This is a genomic window from Gemmatimonadaceae bacterium (assembly GCA_019637355.1).
In the GTDB taxonomy this organism is placed as follows: domain Bacteria; phylum Gemmatimonadota; class Gemmatimonadetes; order Gemmatimonadales; family Gemmatimonadaceae; genus Pseudogemmatithrix.
Genome location: JAHBVT010000001.1, coordinates 2,911,272 through 2,931,847, shown reverse-complemented (window position 1 = coordinate 2,931,847; position 20,576 = coordinate 2,911,272). Strand labels below are relative to the sequence as shown.

The following is a 20,576-nucleotide window of genomic DNA, read 5'->3' as shown; positions in this document are numbered from 1 at the left end:
ACCCCATCACATTTATTGTTCGGCCTGGAGGCCTCACGTAATGCAGTTCAAGGGTCTGGCGCTCGTTGCGAGCGCGATTCTGTTTGCCGCCTGTGGCGGCGGTTCCGACAGCCAGCCGGCGGCGGACACCGCGCCTGCTGCAACCGCTGAGGCCACTCCGGCCGCGGCGCCGGCGGGTGCTGCGACGGCAGCGCCGGCCACCGGCACGGTGCACGAGATCAAGATGCTCGGCGACGAGAAGGGCTTCCGCTACGAGCCGGCCAACATCACGATCAAGCAGGGCGATGCCATCAAGTTCGTCGGCGTCTCGGGCTTCCCGCACAACGTGGCGTTCGTGGGCACCGGCCTCGCCGACGCGGTCAAGGCGCAGCTCAACGCCAACCTTGGCCCCGCGCGGATGATGGACCTCTCCTCGCAGATGTACCTCGCCGCCGGCGAGGGCTTCACGATGTCGTTCGCGAACATCCCGCCGGGGCAGTACGAGTACAACTGCACCCCGCACCTCGCGATGAACATGAAGGGCGTCATCACGGTGCAGTAAGCCGTCGCGCGCCTCGCGGCGCGCGTGCGCGACGGGCGGTGGCGAGCAAGGCTCGCCGCCGCCCGTTTGCGTTCGCCGTCGTCCTGCGCTAGTTCTGCGTGATGCCTCCTGCGACTACCCGCGCCCGCCCACCTCGGCAGCCGCTGACCGGCTCGCTGTGGATGGCCGCGCGCCTCTCGCTGGCCGTCGCGCGCACGCGGCGCTTCACGCGGTGGTGGCTGGGCGTGGGCGGCGTGCTGACGGTCGTCGCGCTTCTGTTGCCGGTCGCGACCGGCGATCCCGATTCCGAATTGCGCGCGGCGGTGGAGCGCGCCGCCGCCGACACGCTGCGTACGGCGGCCGTGCTCGCGCGCGCGACGTTGCGCGCGGACGCGGCCGACTCCGTGCTCATTGCCGCGCGAGCGGCCGCTACCGCCGCACCGGCACCGCGCCCGCGTGTCGCCGGCACCGACGAGGCCAGCCCACTCGCGCGCGCCATCGCGGCGGCGCGTGCGGCGCGCACGCAGGCCAACGTCCTCGCGCTGGCAGCCGAGCCGGCCGTGGCGTACGGCCCCCGGATGCAGGCGACCGCCGATTCCTTCCGCATCGCGGCGACACCTGAAGAGGCGTATCGGCTCGCGGGCACGATCATCGCGATGGCGGAGTTCCGGTTGCGTTCGCTCGGTGAAGCCCCGATCGCGCCCGCGCTGCCTACCCCACCCGTGCCGCGCGCCGACACGATGGCTGCGGTGGCGATCGTCGCGGCCGAACGCGACACGCTCGCCGCAGCCCGCCAGGCGCACGCCGACGCACAGGCGCGGCTCGACGCGGCGGACCAACGCGCTGCCGCGTCTCGTGCACAGGTGCCGCTCCTCTCACCCGGGCTGGCGTTGATGGCGCTCGTGATCATCGGGTATGTGGTGCGCCTCGCACTCGCGATGGTGCGCGAACTCGGAGATCCTCGACTCGCCCATCCGCTCGAAGCCGAGCGCACCGTCGGTGCCGCTGCGCTGTCGTGGGTGCGCGATCCCCTGCCCGACGGCCCGCTCCGGTTTCGTCCGAGTGGCGTCGATCCGTTTCGCGTGCTCTATCTGCAGCTCACCTCCACCGGCACGCGCACCCGTACCGTCATTGTCACCGGCGACGACGCAGTGATCGTCGCGGCAGCGGGAGCGCGTCTCGCGATCGCCGCCGCCGCCGACCACCGCACGACCTTGGTGGGCGAGTGGGACAGCGAGCAGATTGCGCTCGCGCGCATCTTCCGCGACCACCCGGAGCCGGGTGTCAGCGACGCAATGGCCGGCGCATTCACCTGGCGTGAAATCGCCCGCAACGTCGGGTCGAGCGATGGCCTGTCGATCGCGATGCTGCCGGCGGGCACGACGCGTGACCCCGTCGAGCCGGAGCGCGCCGCGCGGGCGGCGGAAGAGTTCCGCGCCTTCCGCGAGGCGTTCGAGTTCTCGATCCTTGCGGTCAGCCTCAAAGATCTTCGGTACGCGCAGGCCCTGATGCCGGAGGCTCCAATTGTCCTCTGCGCGACGCTCGGCGTAACGCGAGTCGCCGAACTGCGCCACGCGGCCGCGCAGGTCGAGGAGCTCGCCGGCGCAGTACATAGCCTCGTTCTCTGGGATGCGCCTCGTCCGACCCTGCCCTCGCGCGCCGAGCTCGCTGCGTGGTTGTCGAAGCGAAAGGGCCGTACGCCGGGTGGCTCGTTTAAGGCTGTTCAAGAAGCCATTAAAAAGCCAGTACAAAAATACATTGAAGCCACCAACCTAGATTGATTGCACCGTAGACGACCGGCCTGCAGCTGCAAACCGCACCGGGCAAACGCGGGCGCGTACGAGCGATTCACGATGCACCGCCCCGCCGCCAACTGTGCGCTGAGCGCGAGCGCCCACTATGTTCCCGTCCACGCGATGACCGGCTACTCCGACCGCATCAACCACGCCTTCGCTTTCGCCGCGAAGCACCACGACCGCCAAGTGCGCAAGGGCACGCGATTGCCCTATCTCACGCACCCCGCGAACGTGGCGCTGATCCTTACGCGCTACGGCTGCGACGAGGACACGGTCGTCGCCGGCATCCTGCACGACGTGGTCGAGGATTGCGTGCGTGAAGGGTGGACGCGCGAGATGCTCGAGGAGCGCATCGCCAGCAAGTTCGGCGAGCCGGTGCTACACGCCGTCCTCGCCGTCACCAAGCGCAAGCTCGATGACGACGGCGTCGAACTCGCGCGCGATGAGATTCGTGCCGACTATCTCGCGCGTCTCGCCGAGGCGGGCGAGCAAGCACGGTGGGTCTGTGCGGCCGACAAGGTCCACAACGCCGGGAGCATCCTCGCTGACCTGCGCCGAACCATCGATTCGGAGAGCGTGTGGGGGCGCTTCGGCGGCGGACGCGACGGGACGCTGCAGTGGTATCGCGACGTGCTGGCGCGACTGCGTGAGGTCGGATTCAATGCGCCCATCGTGGCCGAGCTCGCCGAGCTGGTCGCCGCGCTCGAGACGGGCTGAACGCACCGAGGGGGCGAGGCCGTCGGCCTCGCCCCCTCCCTGCCCTCCCCTCGCGCCGTGCCGCCTAGCGCGCGCCGGCAGACGCACGATAGGTCTTCGCGACGTACTCGTTGAGAATCTCGAGAAACTCCGGGACGATGCGATCGCCCTTGAGCGTCACGCGCAGCTTACCGTCCACGTACACGGGCGCCTTCGGTTCCTCGAACGTGCCAGGCAGCGAGATGCCGATGTTGGCGTGCTTGGATTCGCCCGGCCCATTCACGACGCAGCCCATCACTGCGACCTTCATCTCCTCGACGCCCGGGTGCGACTCGCGCCACACAGGCATCTGCTCGCGCAGGTAGTTCTGGATGTCCTCCGCCATCTTCTGGAAGAACGTAGAGGTCGTGCGGCCGCAGCCCGGACACGCCGTCACCTGTGGCGTGAATGAGCGCAGCTCCAACGACTGCAGGATCTGCTGCGCCACAAGCACTTCTTCGCTACGGTCACCACCCGGACGCGGCGTCAGCGACACGCGAATCGTGTCGCCGATGCCCTCGCTCAGCAGGATCGACAGCGCCGCCGTCGTCGCGACGACGCCCTTGGTCCCGAGCCCGGCTTCGGTCAACCCAAGGTGCAGCGGATAGTCGCAGCGCGTCGCCAAGCGGCGATAGACGGTCACGAGATCCTGCACCTGCGAAATCTTCGCCGAGATCAGGATCTGGTCGTGCCGCAGCCCGGTCTCTTCCGCCAGCGCCGCCGAGCGGAGCGCCGACTCGAGCATCGCCTCGAAGTACACTTCTTTCGCTTCGAGGGGTTCCGCGCGCGCGGCGTTGGCATCCATCATCGTCGTGAGCAGATCCTGGTCCAGCGAACCCCAGTTCACGCCGATGCGCACCGGCTTGTCGTTGTCGACGGCGACCTGCACGATGGTGCGGAAGTTGTCGTCGCGGTGCTTCGTGCCGACGTTGCCGGGGTTGATCCGATACTTGCTGAGCAAGGCGGCCGTCTGCGGATACTTCCGCAGGAGCAAGTGCCCGTTGTAATGGAAATCGCCGACGATGGGCACGTCGACGCCCTTGTCGGCCAGCCGCTGCATCAGCTCCGGGACCGCGGCCGCCGCCTCGTCGTTGTTGACCGTGACCCGGACGATCTGCGACCCGGCACGCCAGAGCGCTGCGACCTGCGTCGCGGTGCTCGCCGGGTCGGCGGTGTCCGTGTTCGTCATCGACTGGACCACGATCGGGTGGTCGGAGCCGACTTGGACGTTGCCGATGGTGGCGGTGACGGACTTGCGGCGCGGCTTGAACGGGGACACGGCGGGCGGACGGGGAAGGAAAGGGCGGGGCAGGGAGGGCCGGACGGACCCCTACAATGGTAGCGAACCGGCTTGGGCTTCCCAACGGTTCCGCCGCGTCAGGCGGCGTGAAGGCCCTGCGGGGCGGAGCTGGGAACTCGAGCCCCCCGGCAATGCCCCGGTTCGGCCGGGAACTCCGTGCTATTGCGGTACGTTCCCGCCCGGCCTAGCTTTAGCTGTCCTTCAGGCATTCTGAAGGATGGTCCAACGCGAGGGATCCGTCAGTCTCGCGAGTACGATTGTGCAGGTGCGGCGCGTTCCGCTCCCGGCATCAATCAACATCATCAGGAGTAGGGAATGCGTACGACCGGCAAGGTGAAGTGGTTCAACGATGCGAAGGGCTTCGGGTTCATCACGCCCGACAACGGCACCAAGGATTGCTTCGTGCACTACAGCGCGATCCAGGGCACCGGCTTCAAGTCGCTCGCCGAGGGTGATTCCGTCGAGTTCGACATCGTGCAGGGGGCCAAGGGCCCGGCTGCCGAGAACGTCTCGAAGGTCTCGTAACCACGAGCCGGCACAATCGGGCGGGGCCCGGAGCGAAAGCTCCGGGCCCCGTTTGACATCTAGGCATCTCCAAGCGCGAACGGTGCCGGGTCCGCCCGCCCGCGCTTCGACCGCGCGGGCCGCCCTCGCGGGCGACGCACCACAGCCTCGACCGCGGCCTCCAGGCGCGCCTGCAGCTCCGCGCGCAGCGCCACGAGGTCTGCACCGAGCTGAATGAACTCCCCCACGGGGAGGCTACCCACGAAGCCAGCCTCCAAGTCCGGCGCGCCGGCGCCCGGGGTGCGTCCCAACAGGCGCCGGGCCACCACAAAGGCCTCCCGCGCCGGAATGTTGAGGGCCGCTGTCAGGTCCCTTGAGAGCAGAAGCTCTTCAATCAGCGCAACAGGAATGCGCCGTTCAACGCCCTGGCGTCCACGCGGTAGCGCGTGATCGCCTATCCGGAGCAACAGATTGTCGAAGGTCTTCCTGTCGACCTGAAGAATCGCAGCTGCGGTTGCGGCAGTGATGGCTCGCAAAAGAAACTCTGTCGAAAGTATTGAAAAAAGCTACCTCAACAGGCCGAGCCCCGCCAGTCAATAATAATGGTATCCGAGCTTATTAAGAGCTAGGTGCTTCGTATCGAACTGGTTGCGCGATCTGCGACCTAGCGCGCCGCGTCGCTAGATCCGCTCTCGAGCTGCAGCCAGTTGCGCCGCCAGCGCATCCGGACCGGTCCCGCCAGCGACGTTCCGATGCTGCAGCGACTGCTCAGGCGACAGCTCTCGAAGCACGTCCGCGGCAAACGCCGAGTGCGCCGCGGAGAAAGAGCTGAAGGGCAGGGCACTGAGATCCACGCCGGCCTCCTCCGCTTCGCGCACGAGCCGGCCCACCGCACCGTGCGCATCGCGAAAGCTGACCGACTTGCGCACCAGGTAGTCCGCGAGGTCCGTGGCCATCATCGCCCCGCTCACGGCCTCCCGCATCCGCGCGACGTCGAAGCGCAGCGTGGCGACTGAACCCGCGATTGCCGGAAGCAACAACGAGATTCCGTCCACGGCGTCGAACAGCGCTCGCTTGTCCTCCTGCAGATCCTTGTTGTAGCCGCTCGGCAGACCCTTCAGCGTGCCGACCAAGGCCACGAGATCGCCAAGCATCCGTGCGCCCGACCCACGAGCGAGCTCGAGGGCGTCCGGGTTCCGCTTCTGCGGCATCATCGAGGAGCCGGTCGAGTACGCGTCGCCGTAGCGCACGAAACCGAACTCGCTCGACCCAAAAAGGATCAGGTCCTCCGCGATGCGAGAGCAATGCGTGCCCAGCATCGTGAGCGCGAACAGAGTTTCGGCGATGAAGTCACGATCGCCGACGGCATCGATGGAGTTCTCGGAGATGCGGTCGAAGCCGAGCGCCTCACGCAGTTGCTCCCGCGAGATCGGGAACGCCGAACCCGCGATGGCGCCCGAGCCAAGCGGAAGCACCGCCGCCGCCTTGCGCGCGGCGGCCAAGCGGCCGCGGTCGCGCTCGAGGGCCCAGAAGTGCGAGAGCAACCAGTGGGCCACGGAGACCGGCTGCGCGCGCTGCAGGTGCGTGTACGCCGGCATCACCGCATCGCGGTGCGCTTCGGCCTGCAGCAGGATTGCCTCCTGCAGTTGCCGCACCAATTCGGTGACGCGGTCGATGGCATCCATCGTCCACATCCGCGTATCCGTCGCGACCTGATCGTTCCGGCTGCGCCCGGTGTGCAACCGCCCTGCGGGGCCAGCGACCTCTAGGTGCAGCAACCGGTCGACGAAGGTGTGCACGTCTTCGTCAGACGCGATGGGCTGCTCGCCCGCGCTGATTCGCGCGGCGACCCGATCGAGCCCCTCGCGCACCAACTGCGCCTCCTCAGGCGAGTACACGCCGGCCGTCGCGAGCGCCGCTGCCCACGCTTGCGAAAGCCGCACATCAAAGGGCCACAAGCGGATATCGGTCCCGATGGACCGGTTCACTGCCTCAAGCTCGGGGGCCGGACCGCCAGCGAAGCGACCACCCCAGAGCTTATGCGCGCCGTCGCTGGCACTCACGATGGGACTCCTGCGCCACGCTCGGCGCGATATCGGTACGGCAGGAAACGTAAACGCATAAGTATGCGATTGGAAGGCACGCGCAGCGCGCGACTGCGGCGCCCGCGCTCAGCGCGCGCGCTTGGCCAGGCTGCTGAGGCGCCGCGCCACGCGCTCGCGGGCCTGCTCGGAGCGGCAAATCATCAGGATGGTGTCGTCGCCGGCGATGGTCCCGAGGATGTCGTTGGGCGACTCGGAGTCGATGGCCGAGGCGACCGGTTGCGCTCCGCCGATAACCGTCTTCAGCACCAGGAGCGGGCCGACTCCGTCGAGTGACAGGAACAGTTGCGGCAGGATCCCGGCCAGCGGGGCGCGGCTGCCGTCGTCGCCGCCCCCCCCCGCTTCTCCGATGACGTAGCGTACGCCCTGCGGCGACGGCACTCGCGCGACGCGCAGGTCGCGCAGGTCACGCGAGAGCGTCGACTGCGTGACGTCCCAGCCGTGCTTGAGCAGCAACTGGCGGAGCTCTTCCTGGCTTCCGATCTCACGGGAGCCGATGAGCTCGAGGATGGCGTGTTGGCGTTCGCGCTTATTGGCGGTCACAGGGCGGACTCGAGGTTGCCTGAGTGTAGCACGGCGGAGCGGCCGGCGGGAAGCAGAGCATTGACAGCGCGCCCCAGCATCATTATGCATTATCGGTGCATAAAACACCAGTCGGCGTCCTCGGCGCGTCCGGATACGCAGGGCGCGAGCTCTGCGCCCTCGTGGCGCAACATCCCCGCTTGTCGCTGGCGTTTGCCACGGCCAACGCGCAGCGCGGGGAACGCTTGGCGCTGCCGGGTGGCGACGTCACGTTCGTGGCGACCGATGACGCGCCGCTCGCGGACGCGGCGCTGGTGTTCTCGTCGCTGCCACACGGCGCCAGCGCCGAATGGGTCGCGCGCGCGCGCGCCGCGGGCGCGCGCGTCGTCGATCTCTCGAACGACCTGCGCATCGGCAACGGCGCGGCGGAGTCGGTGCCGTACGGACTCACCGAATGGCGCCGCGAGGCCGTGCGCGGAGCGCAGGTCGTGGCGAATCCAGGATGCTATCCGACGGCATCGCTGTTGGGCGTGCTGCCGCTGCTCGAGGCTGGGCAGGTGGCGACCGGCGCGACGATCTCGATCAACGCGGCCAGCGGCGTGACTGGCGCCGGGCTCACGCCGCGACTCGACCTGCTGTTCGGCGAGATCACCGAGAACTACAGGGCCTACGGCGTCGGCAACACGCATCGCCACCTGAACGAGATGCGCGCGGCCGTCGCCGACGCGGGCGCTGACGTGGACCTGCTCTTCACGCCGCATTTGCTGCCGACGGCCCGAGGCATCCTCGCGACGATCACGGTGCCGCTCCGCGCACCGCTCGCCGATCCACTCGCGCTCTTCCGCGCGCGCTACGCGGACGAGCCGTTCATCGAAGTCACCGACGACCTCCCGGAACTCCGGCAGGTGCGCGGACGCAACGTGGCGCGCATCGCCGTCCGCGCAGCGTCGCACCTGCGCACGCCGACGCTGCAGGTCTTCAGTGCGATTGACAACCTGATGAAGGGCGCGGCTGGCCAGGCGTTGCAGAACGCCAACCTGATGCTGGGGTTCGACGAGACGATGGGACTGCCGGCGTGACGACGCGCGTGGTGAAGTTCGGCGGCCGCGCGCAGGGTGATTCGGCCTTGCCGACGTTGCTCGCGGCAGCGGCGCAGGCACCGGGCGCGCGCGTCGTCGTCGTGCACGGCGGCGGCGACGACGTCAGCGCGATGCAGCGCCGACTCGGCCTCGAGCCGCAGTTCGTCGGCGGACGCCGCGTGACCAGCGAGGCGGATCTCGAAGTGGTGCGAATGCTGCTCTCCGGCACCGTCAACAAGCGACTCGTCGCCCAGCTCGTGACGGCTGGCGTACGCGCCGTGGGCCTGAGCGGCGAGGACGCGGGGTTGCTCAGCGCCCGCGTGACCGACCCGACATTCGGTCGGGTGGGGCGCGACGTTCTCGCGGACGTCCGCGTGCTCGCGGATCTCCTCGCCGCCGGGTGGCTCCCAGTCATCTCTCCACTCGCACGCGATCGCGACTCGGCTGACGGCGCCGGGCTCAATGTCAACGGCGACGACGCGGCCACCGCCGTGGCCGTGGCGCTCCAGGCGCAGGAGCTCTGCTTCATCGCCGACGTCGAGGGCGTGCTCAACGGGGGCCAGCGCATTCCCCAACTCGATCCTGCCGCAATCCAGGCCCTCGCCGCCCGCGGCGTGGTGCAGGGCGGGATGCTCGCGAAGCTCGAGGCGGCCGTCGCCGCGCTTGAGGCCGGCGTCGGCGCCATCCGCATCGGCACCCTCGCGTGCCTCGGCGACCCGCAGGCCGGCACCACCATCGTCTCCTCCGTTCCAGCCACCCAGGGCAACCCGTGACCGCAGCCGCGCTTCCGATGACAGACTCCCTCCTCGGCACCTACCGTCGCGCGCCAATGGAATTCGTTCGTGCCGACGGGGTTCGGCTGTTCGACAGCGAGGGCAAGGCCTACCTCGACTTCGCATCGGGCATCGCGGTCAACGCGCTCGGCTACAACGATGCCGGCGTGAACGCCGCCATTGCCGAGGCCAGCGCGACGGGGCTCATCCATACCTCGAACCTCTTTCGCACGCGTGCCGGTGAACAACTGGCCGACAAGCTGATCGCGGCCTCGTTCGCCGACCGGGTGTTCTTCTGCAATTCGGGCGCCGAAGCCAACGAAGGCGCGTTCAAGTTCGCGCGGCGCTGGGCCCGGGGCATCGGTGGCCCGGCCAAGCACGAAATCATCTCGCTGCGCGGGGCGTTTCACGGCCGACTGTTCGGGACGGTCGCCGCGACCGATCGGCCGCAGTATCGCAATCAGTTCAGGCCGCTGGCGGGCGGGATCCATATCCACGAGCGCGACATCGAGGAACTCTCGCGCGTCATTTCGGACGAACAGACCGCCGCCGTGATCGTCGAACCCATCCAGGGCGAGGGCGGGATGCGCGTGCTCGACGACGGCTTCCTGCGTGAACTCCGCGCGCTGACCGCCGAACGCAACGTCCTGCTGATCCTCGACGAGATCCAGTGCGGTTACGGTCGCACGGGTCACTTCTTCGCGTATGAGCACACGGGCATCGTGCCGGACCTCCTGACCGTCGCGAAGCCGATGGCCGGTGGGCTACCGATGGGCGCGGTGCTGCTCACGCAACGCGTGGCCGACGCCATCCAGCCGGGGGACCACGGCACGACGTTCGGGGGCGGACCGTTGGTGGCGCACGTGGCCAACCACGTGTTCGATCGCTTGCACGATGCGGCGATGCTGGCACAGGTGCGACGCGAGGGCGAATGGCTGGGCGAGCAGCTGGCGGCGCTGGCGTCGCGCTCGCCGAAGGTCCGTGCGACGCGCGGGCGTGGGCTGATGTGGGGCGTGGACGTCACCGAACCGGCCAAGGACGTCGTGGCCCGGGCGCTGGACCGGGGCTTGATCCTGGTGGCGGCCGGTGAGTACACCCTGCGCCTGCTCCCGCCACTGGTGATGTCGCGGGCCGACCTGGCCGAGGGCCTGGCCCTGCTCGAGACGGCTATCGACTGATCGCCGGCGACTTCGTGGCGCATCCCCTCTGGTGGGATGCGCGGCGAGGGGCCAACATAGGGACGCGAATCCCCTCTCTCCCTGCATATGCGCGCACCTCCTCCGTTGGAGCTTCGCAGTTTCGGTCGCAGCGGCGCGACCACCATCCTCGGGCTCGGCACACGCCAGCTCGCCGAGGCTGGACAGCAGGCGACCATCCGCGTCATCCGCGAAGCGATCGATGCCGGGGTGAACGTGCTCGAGGTTTCGCCGGGCTTTGCCGACGGGCGCGCCGAGAAATGGGTCGGGATGGCGCTCAAGGACGGCTATCGCGACAAGGTCTCATTGGTGTGGCAATGCGCCGCGTACCTCCGGGACTACAAGACGTCGATGGCCCAACTCGAGGCCACGTTGGCGGTGCTCAAGACGGACCGGGTCGAGGTGTTCAGCTTTCACCAGGTGAACTACGACAACGATCCGGATTGGATGTACGACCACGGCGGGCTCGATGCGGCGCAGGAAGCGCGGGATCAGGGTCGCGCACGCTGGATCGGTTTCCACGCGGAGAAGTCGCCGCACATCGCGCTCAAGCTGCTGGCGCGCGGCTTCATCTGGGACGTGGCGCTGATGCCGCTGAACCCGTTCGATGCCTCGTTCCGCTCCTTTGAAAAGCAGGTGCTTCCCGAGGTGATCCGTCGCGGTGGGTCGGTGATCGGCACGAAGGCGTTGGCGGGCGGCGCCGTGAACGGCTCGAAGGTCGTGAAGGTGGACGACGCGTTCCGCTACGTGTGGTCGTTGCCCGTGAGTAGCGTACTCGTGGGCTGCGACTCGAGCCCGGTGCTCAAGAAGACGCTCAAGGCGGCGACCACCTACAAGCCCTTCCACGCCGGCGAGATGGACGCCGTGCGTGCGAAGGCGCGCGCGATGGCCGGCGACGGGCGATTCGAGCGCTACAAGACCACGCAGGAATTCGACTCGGCCGCCGGCTTGGCGGTCCACGGCTACTGACTCCCAGTCCAGGCACAATGTCCGTTCGGTCCTTGGCCCGTCGCGCAATCGGCGCGGCGGCGCTCGCTCTCCTGCCGACCGTCGTCTCGGCGCAGGCCCCGATTCCCGGATTCTCGCGCGCCGCCACCGAGGCGCAGCGCAACGCCGAGCGCGCCGCCATTGCGCGGCCGGACACCGCCCGGGCGCAGGCCTTGGCGCGCGCGCTGGCCGACCGTCCGCACATTGCCGGGACGCCGGCTCAGGCGCGCACGCGCGACCTCGTCATCGCGGCGATGCGCGAGGCCGGGTTGGAGACGGAGATCGGCGAGTATCACGTGTGGTTGCCGCACACCGTGGACTATGGCGTGTGGCGCATCCGGCCCGAGCCCAAGGAACTCGACCTGCGCGAGGGCCGCGTGCCGGAAGATCCGACCACGATGCAGCACGACGAGTACCCGACGGTCAACGGCTACAGCGGGACCGGCGACGTCACCGGCGAAGTGGTGTACGTCAACTACGGATTGATCGAGGACTACGCACAACTGGACTCGATCGGCGTGAGCGTGCGCGGCAAGATCGTCATCGCACGCTACGGCCGCAGCTTCCGCGGCATCAAGGCGCGCGAAGCCGAGAAACGCGGCGCGCTGGCGCTGCTGATGTACTCCGACCCGCAGGACGATGGCTACGTGCGCGGCGACGTGTATCCCGAGGGCCCGTACCGCAACGAGCGCGGTGTGCAGCGCGGCAGCGTGATGAACGGGGCCGGCGATCCGTCGACGCCGGGCTACCCGTCCAAGCCGGGCGCCCGCCGCATTCCGCTGGACTCGATGCCGGTGCCGCGCATCCCGGTGCTGCCGCTGTCGTATGGCAACGCCATCGAGTTGCTGCGCGACGTGCGCGGCCGCGACATCCCCGCGAGTTGGCAAGGCGGCTTGCCGTTCCGCTACCACGTCGGGCCGGGGCCGGTGGTGGCGCGGGTGCGCGTGTTCAGCGATTCGGCGACGGCCGCTATCAAGCCGATCTGGAACACCTACGGCATCATCCGCGGCACCGACTTCCCCGACGAGCTGGTGATCATCGGGGCGCACCGCGACGCGTGGAGCCCCGGCGCCGTGGACAACGTCTCGGGCACGGTGAGCGTGGTGGAGGCGGCGCGCGCGGTGGCGGCGCAGATGCGTGCGGGCTGGCGCCCGCGGCGCACGCTGGTCTTCGCGACTTGGGACGCCGAGGAGTGGGGCCTCGTCGGGTCCACTGAGTACGTCGAGGACGATTCGCTGCGGCTGATGCGCGGCGCCGTCGCATACCTCAACCAAGACGTCTCGGCGAGCGGACCGTCGTTCGGCGGCGGCGGTAGCCCGAGTCTGCGCGGGTTGCTGCGTGACGCCGCCAAGACCGTGCCGGACCCAAGCGGCGCCGGCAGCGTGTACGACGTGTGGCGCGCGCGCGTGCGCCCGGCCGAGGGCGAAGAGCCGGCGATGGGCGATCCGGGCGGCGGCAGTGACTTCGCCGGCTTCTACAACCACCTCGGCATTCCGCACAGCGACTGGGGCTTCGGCGGCGGCAACGGCATCTATCACTCGAACTACGACTCCTACACGTTTATGGAGCGCTTCGGGGATCCGGGCTATCGCTATCACGCGGCGGCGGCGCGCATCGGCGCAGTGATGATGATGCGGCTCGCGAACGCCGACGTGCTGCCCTACGACTACGCGGAGTTCGCGCGCACGATGCGTCGGTACCTCGCGCCGGTCGACCGTGCGCTGCAGCAGCGCGGCTGGCGCGGCTCCTCGGCGCCGCTGGCGGCGGCGATCGACCGGATGGAACGCGCGGCGCAATCGTTCAATGCGACGCGCGATTCCGCGCTCGCGGCGGGCGTGCCGCGCGCCCGTCAGATTCCCGCCAACGCCGCGCTGCGCGAGGTCGAGCGCGCGATGACACGGCCGGAGGGCTTGCGTTCTCGGCCGTGGTATAGGAATCTCATATACGTCGCCGATGTCGATAACGGCTACGGCACGATGGTTTTTCCGTCCGTGAACGAAGCGATTCGCTACGGCAGCGAGGCATTGTTCGCAGCGGAGATGCAGGACCTGGTCGAGCGCTTCGACGCCGCGACCGGAGCGATTGAACGCGCGACGCGCGCGTTGCGAGGGCGCTAGCGCAACGCGGCGGACGCCGGCGGGGGTGGTTCCGGGGCCACTCCCGCGCACGTGAGGGGGCATCGCCGAGCGGCGGTGCCCCCTCACGTATATTCCGCCTATGTCGCTCTCGCCCGATGATCGGCAGCGCTACGCGCGCCATCTCTCATTGCCACTGGTCGGTGCGCAGGGACAGGAGCGCCTGAAGGCCGCCTCGGTGCTCGTCGTCGGGCTTGGGGGATTGGGATCGCCGGCCGCACTGTATCTCGCCGCCGCAGGAGTCGGCCGACTCGGCCTGCTCGACCACGATACGGTCGCCGTGCACAACCTGCAGCGCCAGATCCTCCACGACACGCCGTCGGTGGGGCGCGCCAAGACGGACTCGGCACGCGCGCGGATCGAGGCGTTGAATCCAGACGTGCGCCTCGAGACCTGGCACCTGGCGCTCACGCGCGAGAACGTCCGCGGCATCGTGGCGGACTATGATGTCGTCGTAGACGGCACCGACACGTTCACCACGCGCTACCTGCTCAATGACGCCTGTGTGCTGGAGGGGCGGCCGCTCGTGCACGCGAGCGTGCATCGCTTCGAGGGCCAGGTGGCGGTGTTCGGCACACGAGACGGACCCTGCTATCGCTGCCTGCACCCGGAACCGCCGCCGCCGGGGAGCGTCCCGAGTTGCGCCGAAGGCGGTGTGCTCGGCGTGCTGCCCGGATTGCTCGGCACGCTGCAGGCAACCGAGGCAATCAAGTGGATCCTCGGGATCGGGACGTCGCTCAGCGGACGGATGTTGGCGGTGGACGCGCTCGGAATGCGCTTCACGCAGGTGGCCATCGACCGCGACCCCAACTGCGAATGGTGCGCCACGCGCACGCGGCAGGCGTTGCTCGACGATTACGCCGCGTTCTGCGGCGAGGCGCCGCCTGCCGAGAGCGTGCCAAGCGGTGCGCGCGACATCCGTCCGGCGGATGCGGCGCCGCTGGTCGCGTCAGGCGACCTGCTGCTGCTCGACGTGCGGGAGGACTGGGAGGTCGCGACCGCCGCCGTGGCCGGGGCGCTGCACGTGCCGATGTCGCTGGTGCCGGCGCGGCAGACGACCCTGCCGCGCGACCGTCCCGTCGCTGTGCTCTGCCATCACGGGATGCGCAGTGCGATGGTCGCGGAGTACCTGCGCAGCGCCGGACATCCGCAGGTGCTGAACGTGACGGGCGGCATCGATCGGTGGAGCGTCGAGGTAGACCCGCAGGTTCCGCGGTACTGAGCGTGGTGGCGCTGTTGCTGTGGGCCCTCGGACTGACAGCGCTGACGTGGGCGCAACGCGCGTGGCGCGCGGCGCGACGAGAACGGAAGTTCCGTCGTCGCTTTCCGGCGGGACCCGACGGCATCGTGATCGGCGCCGAGCCGCGCACGTACGTGGGCGATCCGCATCGCGCGATCTTGCTGATCCACGGCTATAACGATTCTCCGAAGTCGCTGGACGACATCGCGCAGCGCCTGCACGCCGCCGGCTGGACGGTGCGCCTGCCATTGTTGGCCGGTCACGGACGCTCGCTCGAAGCCTGGGACGATTGGCGCGCGGATGAAGTGTGGACGCAAGTGCGTGAGGAGTACGCGGCCCTGCGAGCGCGGTACGGGGTGGTGGTGGTCGGCGGCCTGTCGATGGGTGGCGCATTGGCGTGCTGGCTGGCGGCGGAGGCGGACGCGGACGGCGTGGTGCTGTTCGCCCCGATGCTCTTCGTGCCGCGACCGATGGAAGTCGCGGTGAGCACGGCGCGCGTGTGGTCGGCGCTGACGCGGTACATCGCAGGCGGCGGGCAACGCTCGATTCGCGACCCGGACGCCCAACGTCGCAGCATCAGCTACGGGTGCTCCACGCGGCGCTCGCTCGAGGCCTTGGAGCGCATTGCGGCGAGCGCCGTGCCGCGGTTGGACTTCGTGAAGGTGCCGACGCTGGTGTGTCAATCGCGCGAGGACAACCGCCTCCCCGAGGACCAGAGCCGACGCGCCTACGCGCGACTCGGGGCGGTGGACAAGTCAGCGCACTGGGTGACTGGGGCGGGACACGTGCTCACGATGGACTATGGCTGGCCGGCGCTCGCCGACTACGTCGCGGCGTGGCTGGACGCACGCTGGCCGGCGCGCGGTCCCTCGGCACGCCCGGCCGACTAGATTACTGGCCTGTATCCCCGACGTCCGGAGTCGAACTGATGGCTGACATCACCTGCGCGCGCTGCGGCGGCACCAAGGCTGGCTTTGAGCGCGCCCCGTTTCCCGGCGCCATCGGCGCGCGCATCCTCGAAGGTACCTGCCCCGACTGCTGGCAGCTCTGGCTGAAACAGCAGACGATGCTGATCAATCACTACGGCCTGAACGTGATGGATCCGCAGGCGCGGCAGTTCCTGACGCGGAATATGGAAGCGTTCCTGTTCAAGACAGGGCAGGAGGACGAGGTCGACACTTCGAAGCAAGGGACGATCGCGCACTGACGGGCGGCAGGGGCGCCGGTTGACTTTAGTGTCAGTTTGATACTAATTGGGGGGATGCCCCCCCGCTCCGCGTCGCCGCAGGTGACGCTCGTCTGTTGCAGCCTGCTTGACGGCGCGCTGGCCGTCCTCGTTACCGACCGCGGTGCGGCGCTGCCGACGCGTGCGCTCGGTGCCAGGGAAACACCGGACGCCGCAGCCGAGGGATTGCGCCGGAGCCTGCTGGGCCGCGTGTCGACCTGGCAAGGGCAAGTCGCGGCGATGCGCGCCGAGTCCGCGCTCGTGATCGCTTACGCGGCGTTGGTGCCGGTCGGTACCGCCGCACCGACGGGGCATCGGTGGCTGCCTGTCGGGCGGGGCGGCGCTGCGCCGCTGATCCGCGCGGCGGTGGCACACCTGCGTGACCGCCTCGACCGCGAGCCGATCGCCTTCCACCTCCTCGGGCCGCAGTTCACGCTGTCGGACCTGCAGCAGGTGTACGAGCTGCTGCTCGAGCGGCGTCTGCATAAGGCGAGCTTCCGCCGGACGCTGCTCTCGGCGCATCTGGTGGAGCCGACGGAGGCCTGGCGGTCCGAGGGCCGTGGCCGACCGGCTCAGCTCTTTCGTTTCTCGCCGCGCCGCCGCCGGGGTGTGCAGCGGGCCGTGCGGTTCGAGCTGCTGGGCTGATTCGGTAGCGATCGCGACGCGATGGTGACACAAGGGGGGTTGCTCGGGGTACGTAATAGTTGCAATGTGTACCTAACGGCTAAAGGAGGTCCTATGCTCGGCTACCTCGATGCCTTGCTGGCGGCTTTGACGGTGCGGGATGGCACCGAAGCCTCGCGGTTGCTTGCCCATCCCTTGGCCCGCCTCCTGCCGGACGAGGTGCGGACCGAGGCGGCCGCATTCGTCGCGGGTGAGCGCGACGCCCTGGCCGCGCCGATGCGCACGATGCAGTTGCGCTTCCAGACGGCTGAACTCCTGCGCGACCTGCCGGCGGCCGATCAGCCCGAGCTCGTGGAGCCCGTACGGACGGTGCTCCCACCGGCCGTGCGCCAGCGCCGCGCGCCGCGGCCCCAGCAGATGGAGCTGCCGCTCTCCGCCTGAGGCCGTCGCAGATGCAGGAAGCGCCCCCGACCGGGAGTCCGGTCGGGGGCGCTTCGTCGTCAACGCCGACGTCAGACTTTCGTGACGTTCGCGGCCTGAGGACCCTTCTGTCCGTCCACGACTTCGAACTCGACGGCGTCGCCCTCTGCGAGCGACTTGAAGCCGTTGCCTTGGATGGCGCTGAAATGCACGAACACATCCGGCCCGCCTTCGCGCTGGATGAATCCGAAGCCCTTCGCGTCATTGAACCACTTCACGGTGCCGGTGATGCGAGCCATCTGCGACGTACTCCTGTGGGAGAAGAAGGGGCTGATCAGGCTGCGCCGGCGATGTACCGCGCGATGCGACCGCAGGCGACGCAGGCCAGCGTCACTTGCGAACGCGGCGGCGGCGGTGCCATCCGGGGCTCCCGCTTGATGGAGCCGGAGCAGGATGGGCAGCTGAGCGGATCGCCGTTGCGATCGCTCGCGATCAGGTGGAGGGCCTGGGCGGGGTTGTACGAGTTGGGACGAGGCTTCCGCATGCAGTCTCCGTCTGGGGCTGGGACAGCACGACCGGGGGGCCGAGCTATCGTTCGCTTTGAACGAAAACTAATGCGCCAGGCTCTAAATCCAAGTGCCGCAACCGTTTGCGGGTAACAAGCCGGTCAAGGACCCAGCGGTCCTAATTTCCGACAGCACCTAACTCCTTAGGACAAAGGCATTTCCGTGCCAACGCCGGACACGGGAGTCCTAATGTGAATAATCCGCTTTTGGGACGTACCGGCGGCTCCGGCTATCGCGCCGGAGCCGGGGCACAGCCCTCTCGCTTGCGAGTGTCGGCGACCGAGATGATCCGCCAAGCGCCGCCTTGCCGGGCGAGCACGAAGGCATCGACGCCGCAATGCGAGAACCGTTCACCGGCGAAGAACCAATACTCGACCCACACGCTCGCGAGATCGCCATCCACTTGGACGACGGGGTTGGCGAGCCGCTCGTCGAGCACGAGGCCGGCTGGCGCCGAGCCGACGGAGCCGATCCAGGCATCGATGGCGTCGACACGAATGCCGTTTGCCGACACCGACTGCAACGTCGCGCCGGACACGAACGCGGCGCGCATCGACGCGGTGTCGCGCGTGCGCATTCCGTCGAACAGTCCGGTCACGACGGCGTAGACGGCGTCCTGCTCAGCTGACTGGGCCTGCGCGGCTGGCGCCGAGAGGACGCCAGCCAGCAACAGCGCTGCGGCAGTGGAGAGGGCGCGGCGCATCAGAACGACACCCGCGGGACGTCACGCGACTCGGCGTTGGTGACTTCGAAGTACTCCCGCGACTTGGCCCCCGTGACCTTCGCGGTCAGGACGGCCGGAAAGCGCCGGATGTAGGCGTTGTAGTCGCGCACGGCGTTGTTGTAGTCGGTGCGCGCCACGGCGATTCGGTTCTCGGTCCCGGTGAGCTCGTCTTGCAGCCGGAGGAAGTTCTGATCGCTCTTGAGCTGCGGGTAGTTCTCGGAGATGGCGAGCAGGCGGCCCAGCGCACCCGTGAGCTGCTGGTTGGCGTTGGCCATCTCGCCGATGTCGCCGCTGCCGCGGGCGCCGATGAGCGCCGAGCGGGCCTGCGCGACTTCGGTGAAGATGCGCTCTTCCTGCGCGGCGTAGCCCTTGACGGTCTCGACCAGGTTCGGCACGAGGTCGGCGCGGCGCTGGAGTTGGACCTCGATCTGCTGCCGTGCGGCGGCGGCCGACTCATCCATCGTCTGGATGGTGTTGTAGCCGCAGGCCGTGAGAAACAGGGTAAGGACGGGGAGCAACCACTTGGCCTTCATCTACGACTCCGGGTGAGGGTCCGCTGGCAATACGAAAGGCGAGGCCGGCGGTGTCAGTCGATGGCGGGGGTGTCGGGATGGACCATCGCATCGACGTGCGCGACGAGCTGCTTCAGGCTGATGTGGACGGCGTCGAGCGTCTCACCGGCGCGGTTGGGCGGGATGGAACGCTCGCCGCGCGTGTGCGCGAGGGCTGCGAGCAGGCCCGCCGGGTCGAACCCAACGCGGGATGCCGCCTGCGTGATGACGCTCGCAGCATCGTCAGGCACGGTCAGGCCGTGGACGCGCAGCAGCGTGCGCAAGAGGGCGAGCACCGTTCCCTTCACGCGCGCGAGCAGCTCGAGCGTGCGGAGCGGATCGCTGCCGACAGCCAGCACGCCGCGACGCAGGTGCACCAACGCGCCCATCGCCTCGTATTCCAACTGGCGGCGGAGGTCGTCGGCGCGCACGCTTGCGAGGGCCGGCAGGGCGCCGATGAGCACGCGATGCCGCGCAAGGATGTCGGCGTGCTCCATCGCGAACACGTCGCGGCTGGACCGCCACTCGGCCTCGGTGAGGATGAGTGGGGCGCGATGCCCCTCGGCCTGCCAGCGCTGCACGGTACTGGCGCAGCGGCGCAGCGCGTCCGGTTGGAGCCGGCGCACGATGATGAGGAGGTCGAAGTCCGCGCCCGGTTCAGGCGTGTCGCGGACGGCCGCCGATCCGTAGAGCACGACGGCGCTGCAGTCGTTGCCGAAGGACTCGGCGAGTTCGGTGCTGAATGTCTCGAGCGTCATCGCTGCCATTAGAACCGTCCCCCGGCGCCACCGCCGGAAAATCCACCGCCACCGCCAAAGCCGCCGAAGCCACCGCCACCGCCGAATCCACCGCCGCCGCCGAATCCACCGCCGAAGCCGCCGCCGATCGGGAAAGGCAGGACGACCACACCGCGCCGCCGTCGGCCCCCGCGCCCGCCCCGCCCGCCGCCAGAGAGCAGCGACATCAGGATGATGAACGCGATGAGCACGACGATGGGCGGAATCTGCGGCTTGCCCTGTCGCCGAGGTGGTACCAACGCCGAGTCCAGCGCGAAGCCGAACTCGGCGGCGTAGCGTTCGGCGACACGTGCGGTGATCAGCGTCAGACCGTCGCCGTAGCGTCCCTGCGCCAACAGCGGCGTCGCCTCACGGCGGATCTCGCCGGCCATCCCATCCGTGAGGAAGCCCTCGGCGCCCTGGCCGACGGCAATGAAGATCTGCCCGCTGCCATCGCTGGCCGTCTCTTTGGGTACGAGCAGGACGACGACGCCGGCGTTTCGTGCGCGGTCGCCGATGTCCGCACGCGCCCCCACGCCCCAGGCGCGCCCGATCTGCAGCGCGACGTCACCGGCTTCGCGGCCGCCGATGTCGCGCAGCGTGACGACGGCAATCTCGCCGCGCGAGCCCGCACGGACGGTCTCGATCAACTGCGTCATCCGCGCCTCGGCGTCCGCCGGGATGACGTTGGCGAAGTCGCTCACGAGGCCCGTGGGCCGCGCGGGAAAAAGCGCCTCCTGCGCGCCGACCGCGGCGGGCAGGAGGCAGCAAGCTGCGAGCAGCGTCTTCATCACGGCATCT

Annotated in this window: 24 protein-coding genes; 14 read left to right on the top strand and 10 right to left on the bottom strand. The window is 69.0% G+C overall.

The features are described from left to right. Positions 1–40 precede the first annotated feature (40 nt). From KF689_13390 to KF689_13380, 3 genes are all read left to right on the top strand, one after another. The gene (locus KF689_13390; GenBank protein MBX3134370.1) at positions 41–541 is read left to right on the top strand and encodes a hypothetical protein; all 501 of its coding nucleotides are present in this window, start codon (positions 41–43) and stop codon (positions 539–541) included. Between the two features lie 101 nt (positions 542–642). Further along, positions 643–2,301: a hypothetical protein gene (locus KF689_13385; protein MBX3134369.1), complete on the top strand. Its 1,659-nt coding sequence runs from the start codon at positions 643–645 to the stop codon at positions 2,299–2,301. A 72-nt stretch (positions 2,302–2,373) separates the two neighbouring features. Beyond that, complete coding sequence (locus KF689_13380) at positions 2,374–3,033, top strand: HD domain-containing protein (GenBank protein ID MBX3134368.1); 660 nt, start codon at positions 2,374–2,376, stop codon at positions 3,031–3,033. 64 nt (positions 3,034–3,097) lie between these two features. Here KF689_13380 and ispG read toward each other — a convergent pair whose 3' ends face one another. After that, on the bottom strand, positions 3,098–4,363 hold the full coding sequence (ispG, locus tag KF689_13375; protein ID MBX3134367.1) for a flavodoxin-dependent (E)-4-hydroxy-3-methylbut-2-enyl-diphosphate synthase: 1,266 nt from the start codon (positions 4,361–4,363) through the stop codon (positions 3,098–3,100). A gap of 303 nt (positions 4,364–4,666) precedes the next feature. Here ispG and KF689_13370 point away from each other — a divergent pair, with 303 nt between their 5' ends. Continuing rightward, positions 4,667–4,876 carry a cold-shock protein gene (locus KF689_13370; GenBank protein MBX3134366.1) on the top strand — a complete coding sequence of 70 codons (210 nt, stop codon included), beginning with the start codon at positions 4,667–4,669 and terminating at the stop codon, positions 4,874–4,876. 59 nt (positions 4,877–4,935) lie between these two features. Here KF689_13370 and KF689_13365 read toward each other — a convergent pair whose 3' ends face one another. The 3 genes from KF689_13365 to KF689_13355 all read right to left on the bottom strand — a co-directional run bounded on the left by KF689_13365 (position 4,936) and on the right by KF689_13355 (position 7,500). Continuing rightward, positions 4,936–5,391, bottom strand: a complete 456-nt coding sequence (locus KF689_13365) for a hypothetical protein (GenBank protein MBX3134365.1) — start codon at positions 5,389–5,391, stop codon at positions 4,936–4,938. A 144-nt stretch (positions 5,392–5,535) separates the two neighbouring features. Beyond that, positions 5,536–6,921, bottom strand: coding sequence for an argininosuccinate lyase (argH, locus tag KF689_13360; protein ID MBX3134364.1), 1,386 nt, complete (start codon positions 6,919–6,921; stop codon positions 5,536–5,538). Positions 6,922–7,026: 105 nt separating this feature from the next. Then, positions 7,027–7,500: an arginine repressor gene (locus tag KF689_13355; GenBank protein ID MBX3134363.1), complete on the bottom strand. Its 474-nt coding sequence runs from the start codon at positions 7,498–7,500 to the stop codon at positions 7,027–7,029. Between the two features lie 95 nt (positions 7,501–7,595). On the opposite strand from KF689_13355, the gene argC reads away from it, so the two are divergent. From argC to KF689_13305, 10 genes are all read left to right on the top strand, one after another. Then, complete coding sequence (argC, locus tag KF689_13350) at positions 7,596–8,558, top strand: N-acetyl-gamma-glutamyl-phosphate reductase (protein MBX3134362.1); 963 nt, start codon at positions 7,596–7,598, stop codon at positions 8,556–8,558. Beyond that, positions 8,555–9,331, top strand: a complete 777-nt coding sequence (gene argB / locus KF689_13345; protein MBX3134361.1) for an acetylglutamate kinase — start codon at positions 8,555–8,557, stop codon at positions 9,329–9,331. Before argC ends, argB begins: the two co-directional genes overlap by 4 nt. 17 nt (positions 9,332–9,348) lie before the next feature. Further along, entirely contained in the window at positions 9,349–10,509 is a 1,161-nt protein-coding gene (locus KF689_13340) for an acetylornithine transaminase (GenBank protein ID MBX3134360.1), read from the top strand. Between the two features lie 87 nt (positions 10,510–10,596). Then, on the top strand, positions 10,597–11,496 hold the full coding sequence (locus KF689_13335) for an aldo/keto reductase (protein MBX3134359.1): 900 nt from the start codon (positions 10,597–10,599) through the stop codon (positions 11,494–11,496). 17 nt (positions 11,497–11,513) lie between these two features. Continuing rightward, on the top strand, positions 11,514–13,631 hold the full coding sequence (locus KF689_13330; protein MBX3134358.1) for a M20/M25/M40 family metallo-hydrolase: 2,118 nt from the start codon (positions 11,514–11,516) through the stop codon (positions 13,629–13,631). Between the two features lie 100 nt (positions 13,632–13,731). Then, positions 13,732–14,871 (top strand): molybdopterin-synthase adenylyltransferase MoeB, encoded by a 1,140-nt coding sequence (gene moeB, locus KF689_13325; protein MBX3134357.1) that lies wholly within the window; start codon positions 13,732–13,734, stop codon positions 14,869–14,871. Positions 14,872–14,876: 5 nt separating this feature from the next. Beyond that, positions 14,877–15,779, top strand: coding sequence for an alpha/beta fold hydrolase (locus KF689_13320; protein MBX3134356.1), 903 nt, complete (start codon positions 14,877–14,879; stop codon positions 15,777–15,779). 38 nt (positions 15,780–15,817) lie between these two features. Then, positions 15,818–16,096, top strand: a complete 279-nt coding sequence (locus tag KF689_13315; GenBank protein ID MBX3134355.1) for an oxidative damage protection protein — start codon at positions 15,818–15,820, stop codon at positions 16,094–16,096. Between the two features lie 54 nt (positions 16,097–16,150). Further along, a complete protein-coding gene (locus KF689_13310) occupies positions 16,151–16,759 on the top strand; it encodes a hypothetical protein (GenBank protein ID MBX3134354.1) in 609 nt (202 codons plus the stop codon). Positions 16,760–16,852: 93 nt separating this feature from the next. Continuing rightward, a complete protein-coding gene (locus KF689_13305; GenBank protein MBX3134353.1) occupies positions 16,853–17,179 on the top strand; it encodes a hypothetical protein in 327 nt (108 codons plus the stop codon). A 71-nt stretch (positions 17,180–17,250) separates the two neighbouring features. On the opposite strand, the gene KF689_13300 is transcribed toward KF689_13305, so the two are convergent. From KF689_13300 to KF689_13275, 6 genes are all read right to left on the bottom strand, one after another. Further along, positions 17,251–17,457 carry a cold shock domain-containing protein gene (locus KF689_13300; protein MBX3134352.1) on the bottom strand — a complete coding sequence of 69 codons (207 nt, stop codon included), beginning with the start codon at positions 17,455–17,457 and terminating at the stop codon, positions 17,251–17,253. A 35-nt stretch (positions 17,458–17,492) separates the two neighbouring features. Further along, a complete protein-coding gene (locus tag KF689_13295) occupies positions 17,493–17,702 on the bottom strand; it encodes a hypothetical protein (protein MBX3134351.1) in 210 nt (69 codons plus the stop codon). Positions 17,703–17,953: 251 nt separating this feature from the next. Next, complete coding sequence (locus KF689_13290) at positions 17,954–18,427, bottom strand: nuclear transport factor 2 family protein (protein MBX3134350.1); 474 nt, start codon at positions 18,425–18,427, stop codon at positions 17,954–17,956. Next, positions 18,427–18,981, bottom strand: coding sequence for a LemA family protein (locus KF689_13285; protein ID MBX3134349.1), 555 nt, complete (start codon positions 18,979–18,981; stop codon positions 18,427–18,429). The genes KF689_13290 and KF689_13285 overlap by 1 nt, the downstream gene beginning before the upstream one ends. 53 nt (positions 18,982–19,034) lie before the next feature. Beyond that, complete coding sequence (locus KF689_13280; GenBank protein ID MBX3134348.1) at positions 19,035–19,757, bottom strand: hypothetical protein; 723 nt, start codon at positions 19,755–19,757, stop codon at positions 19,035–19,037. Positions 19,758–19,765: 8 nt separating this feature from the next. Further along, entirely contained in the window at positions 19,766–20,566 is an 801-nt protein-coding gene (locus KF689_13275; GenBank protein ID MBX3134347.1) for a TPM domain-containing protein, read from the bottom strand. Between the last annotated feature and the right edge of the window lie 10 nt (positions 20,567–20,576).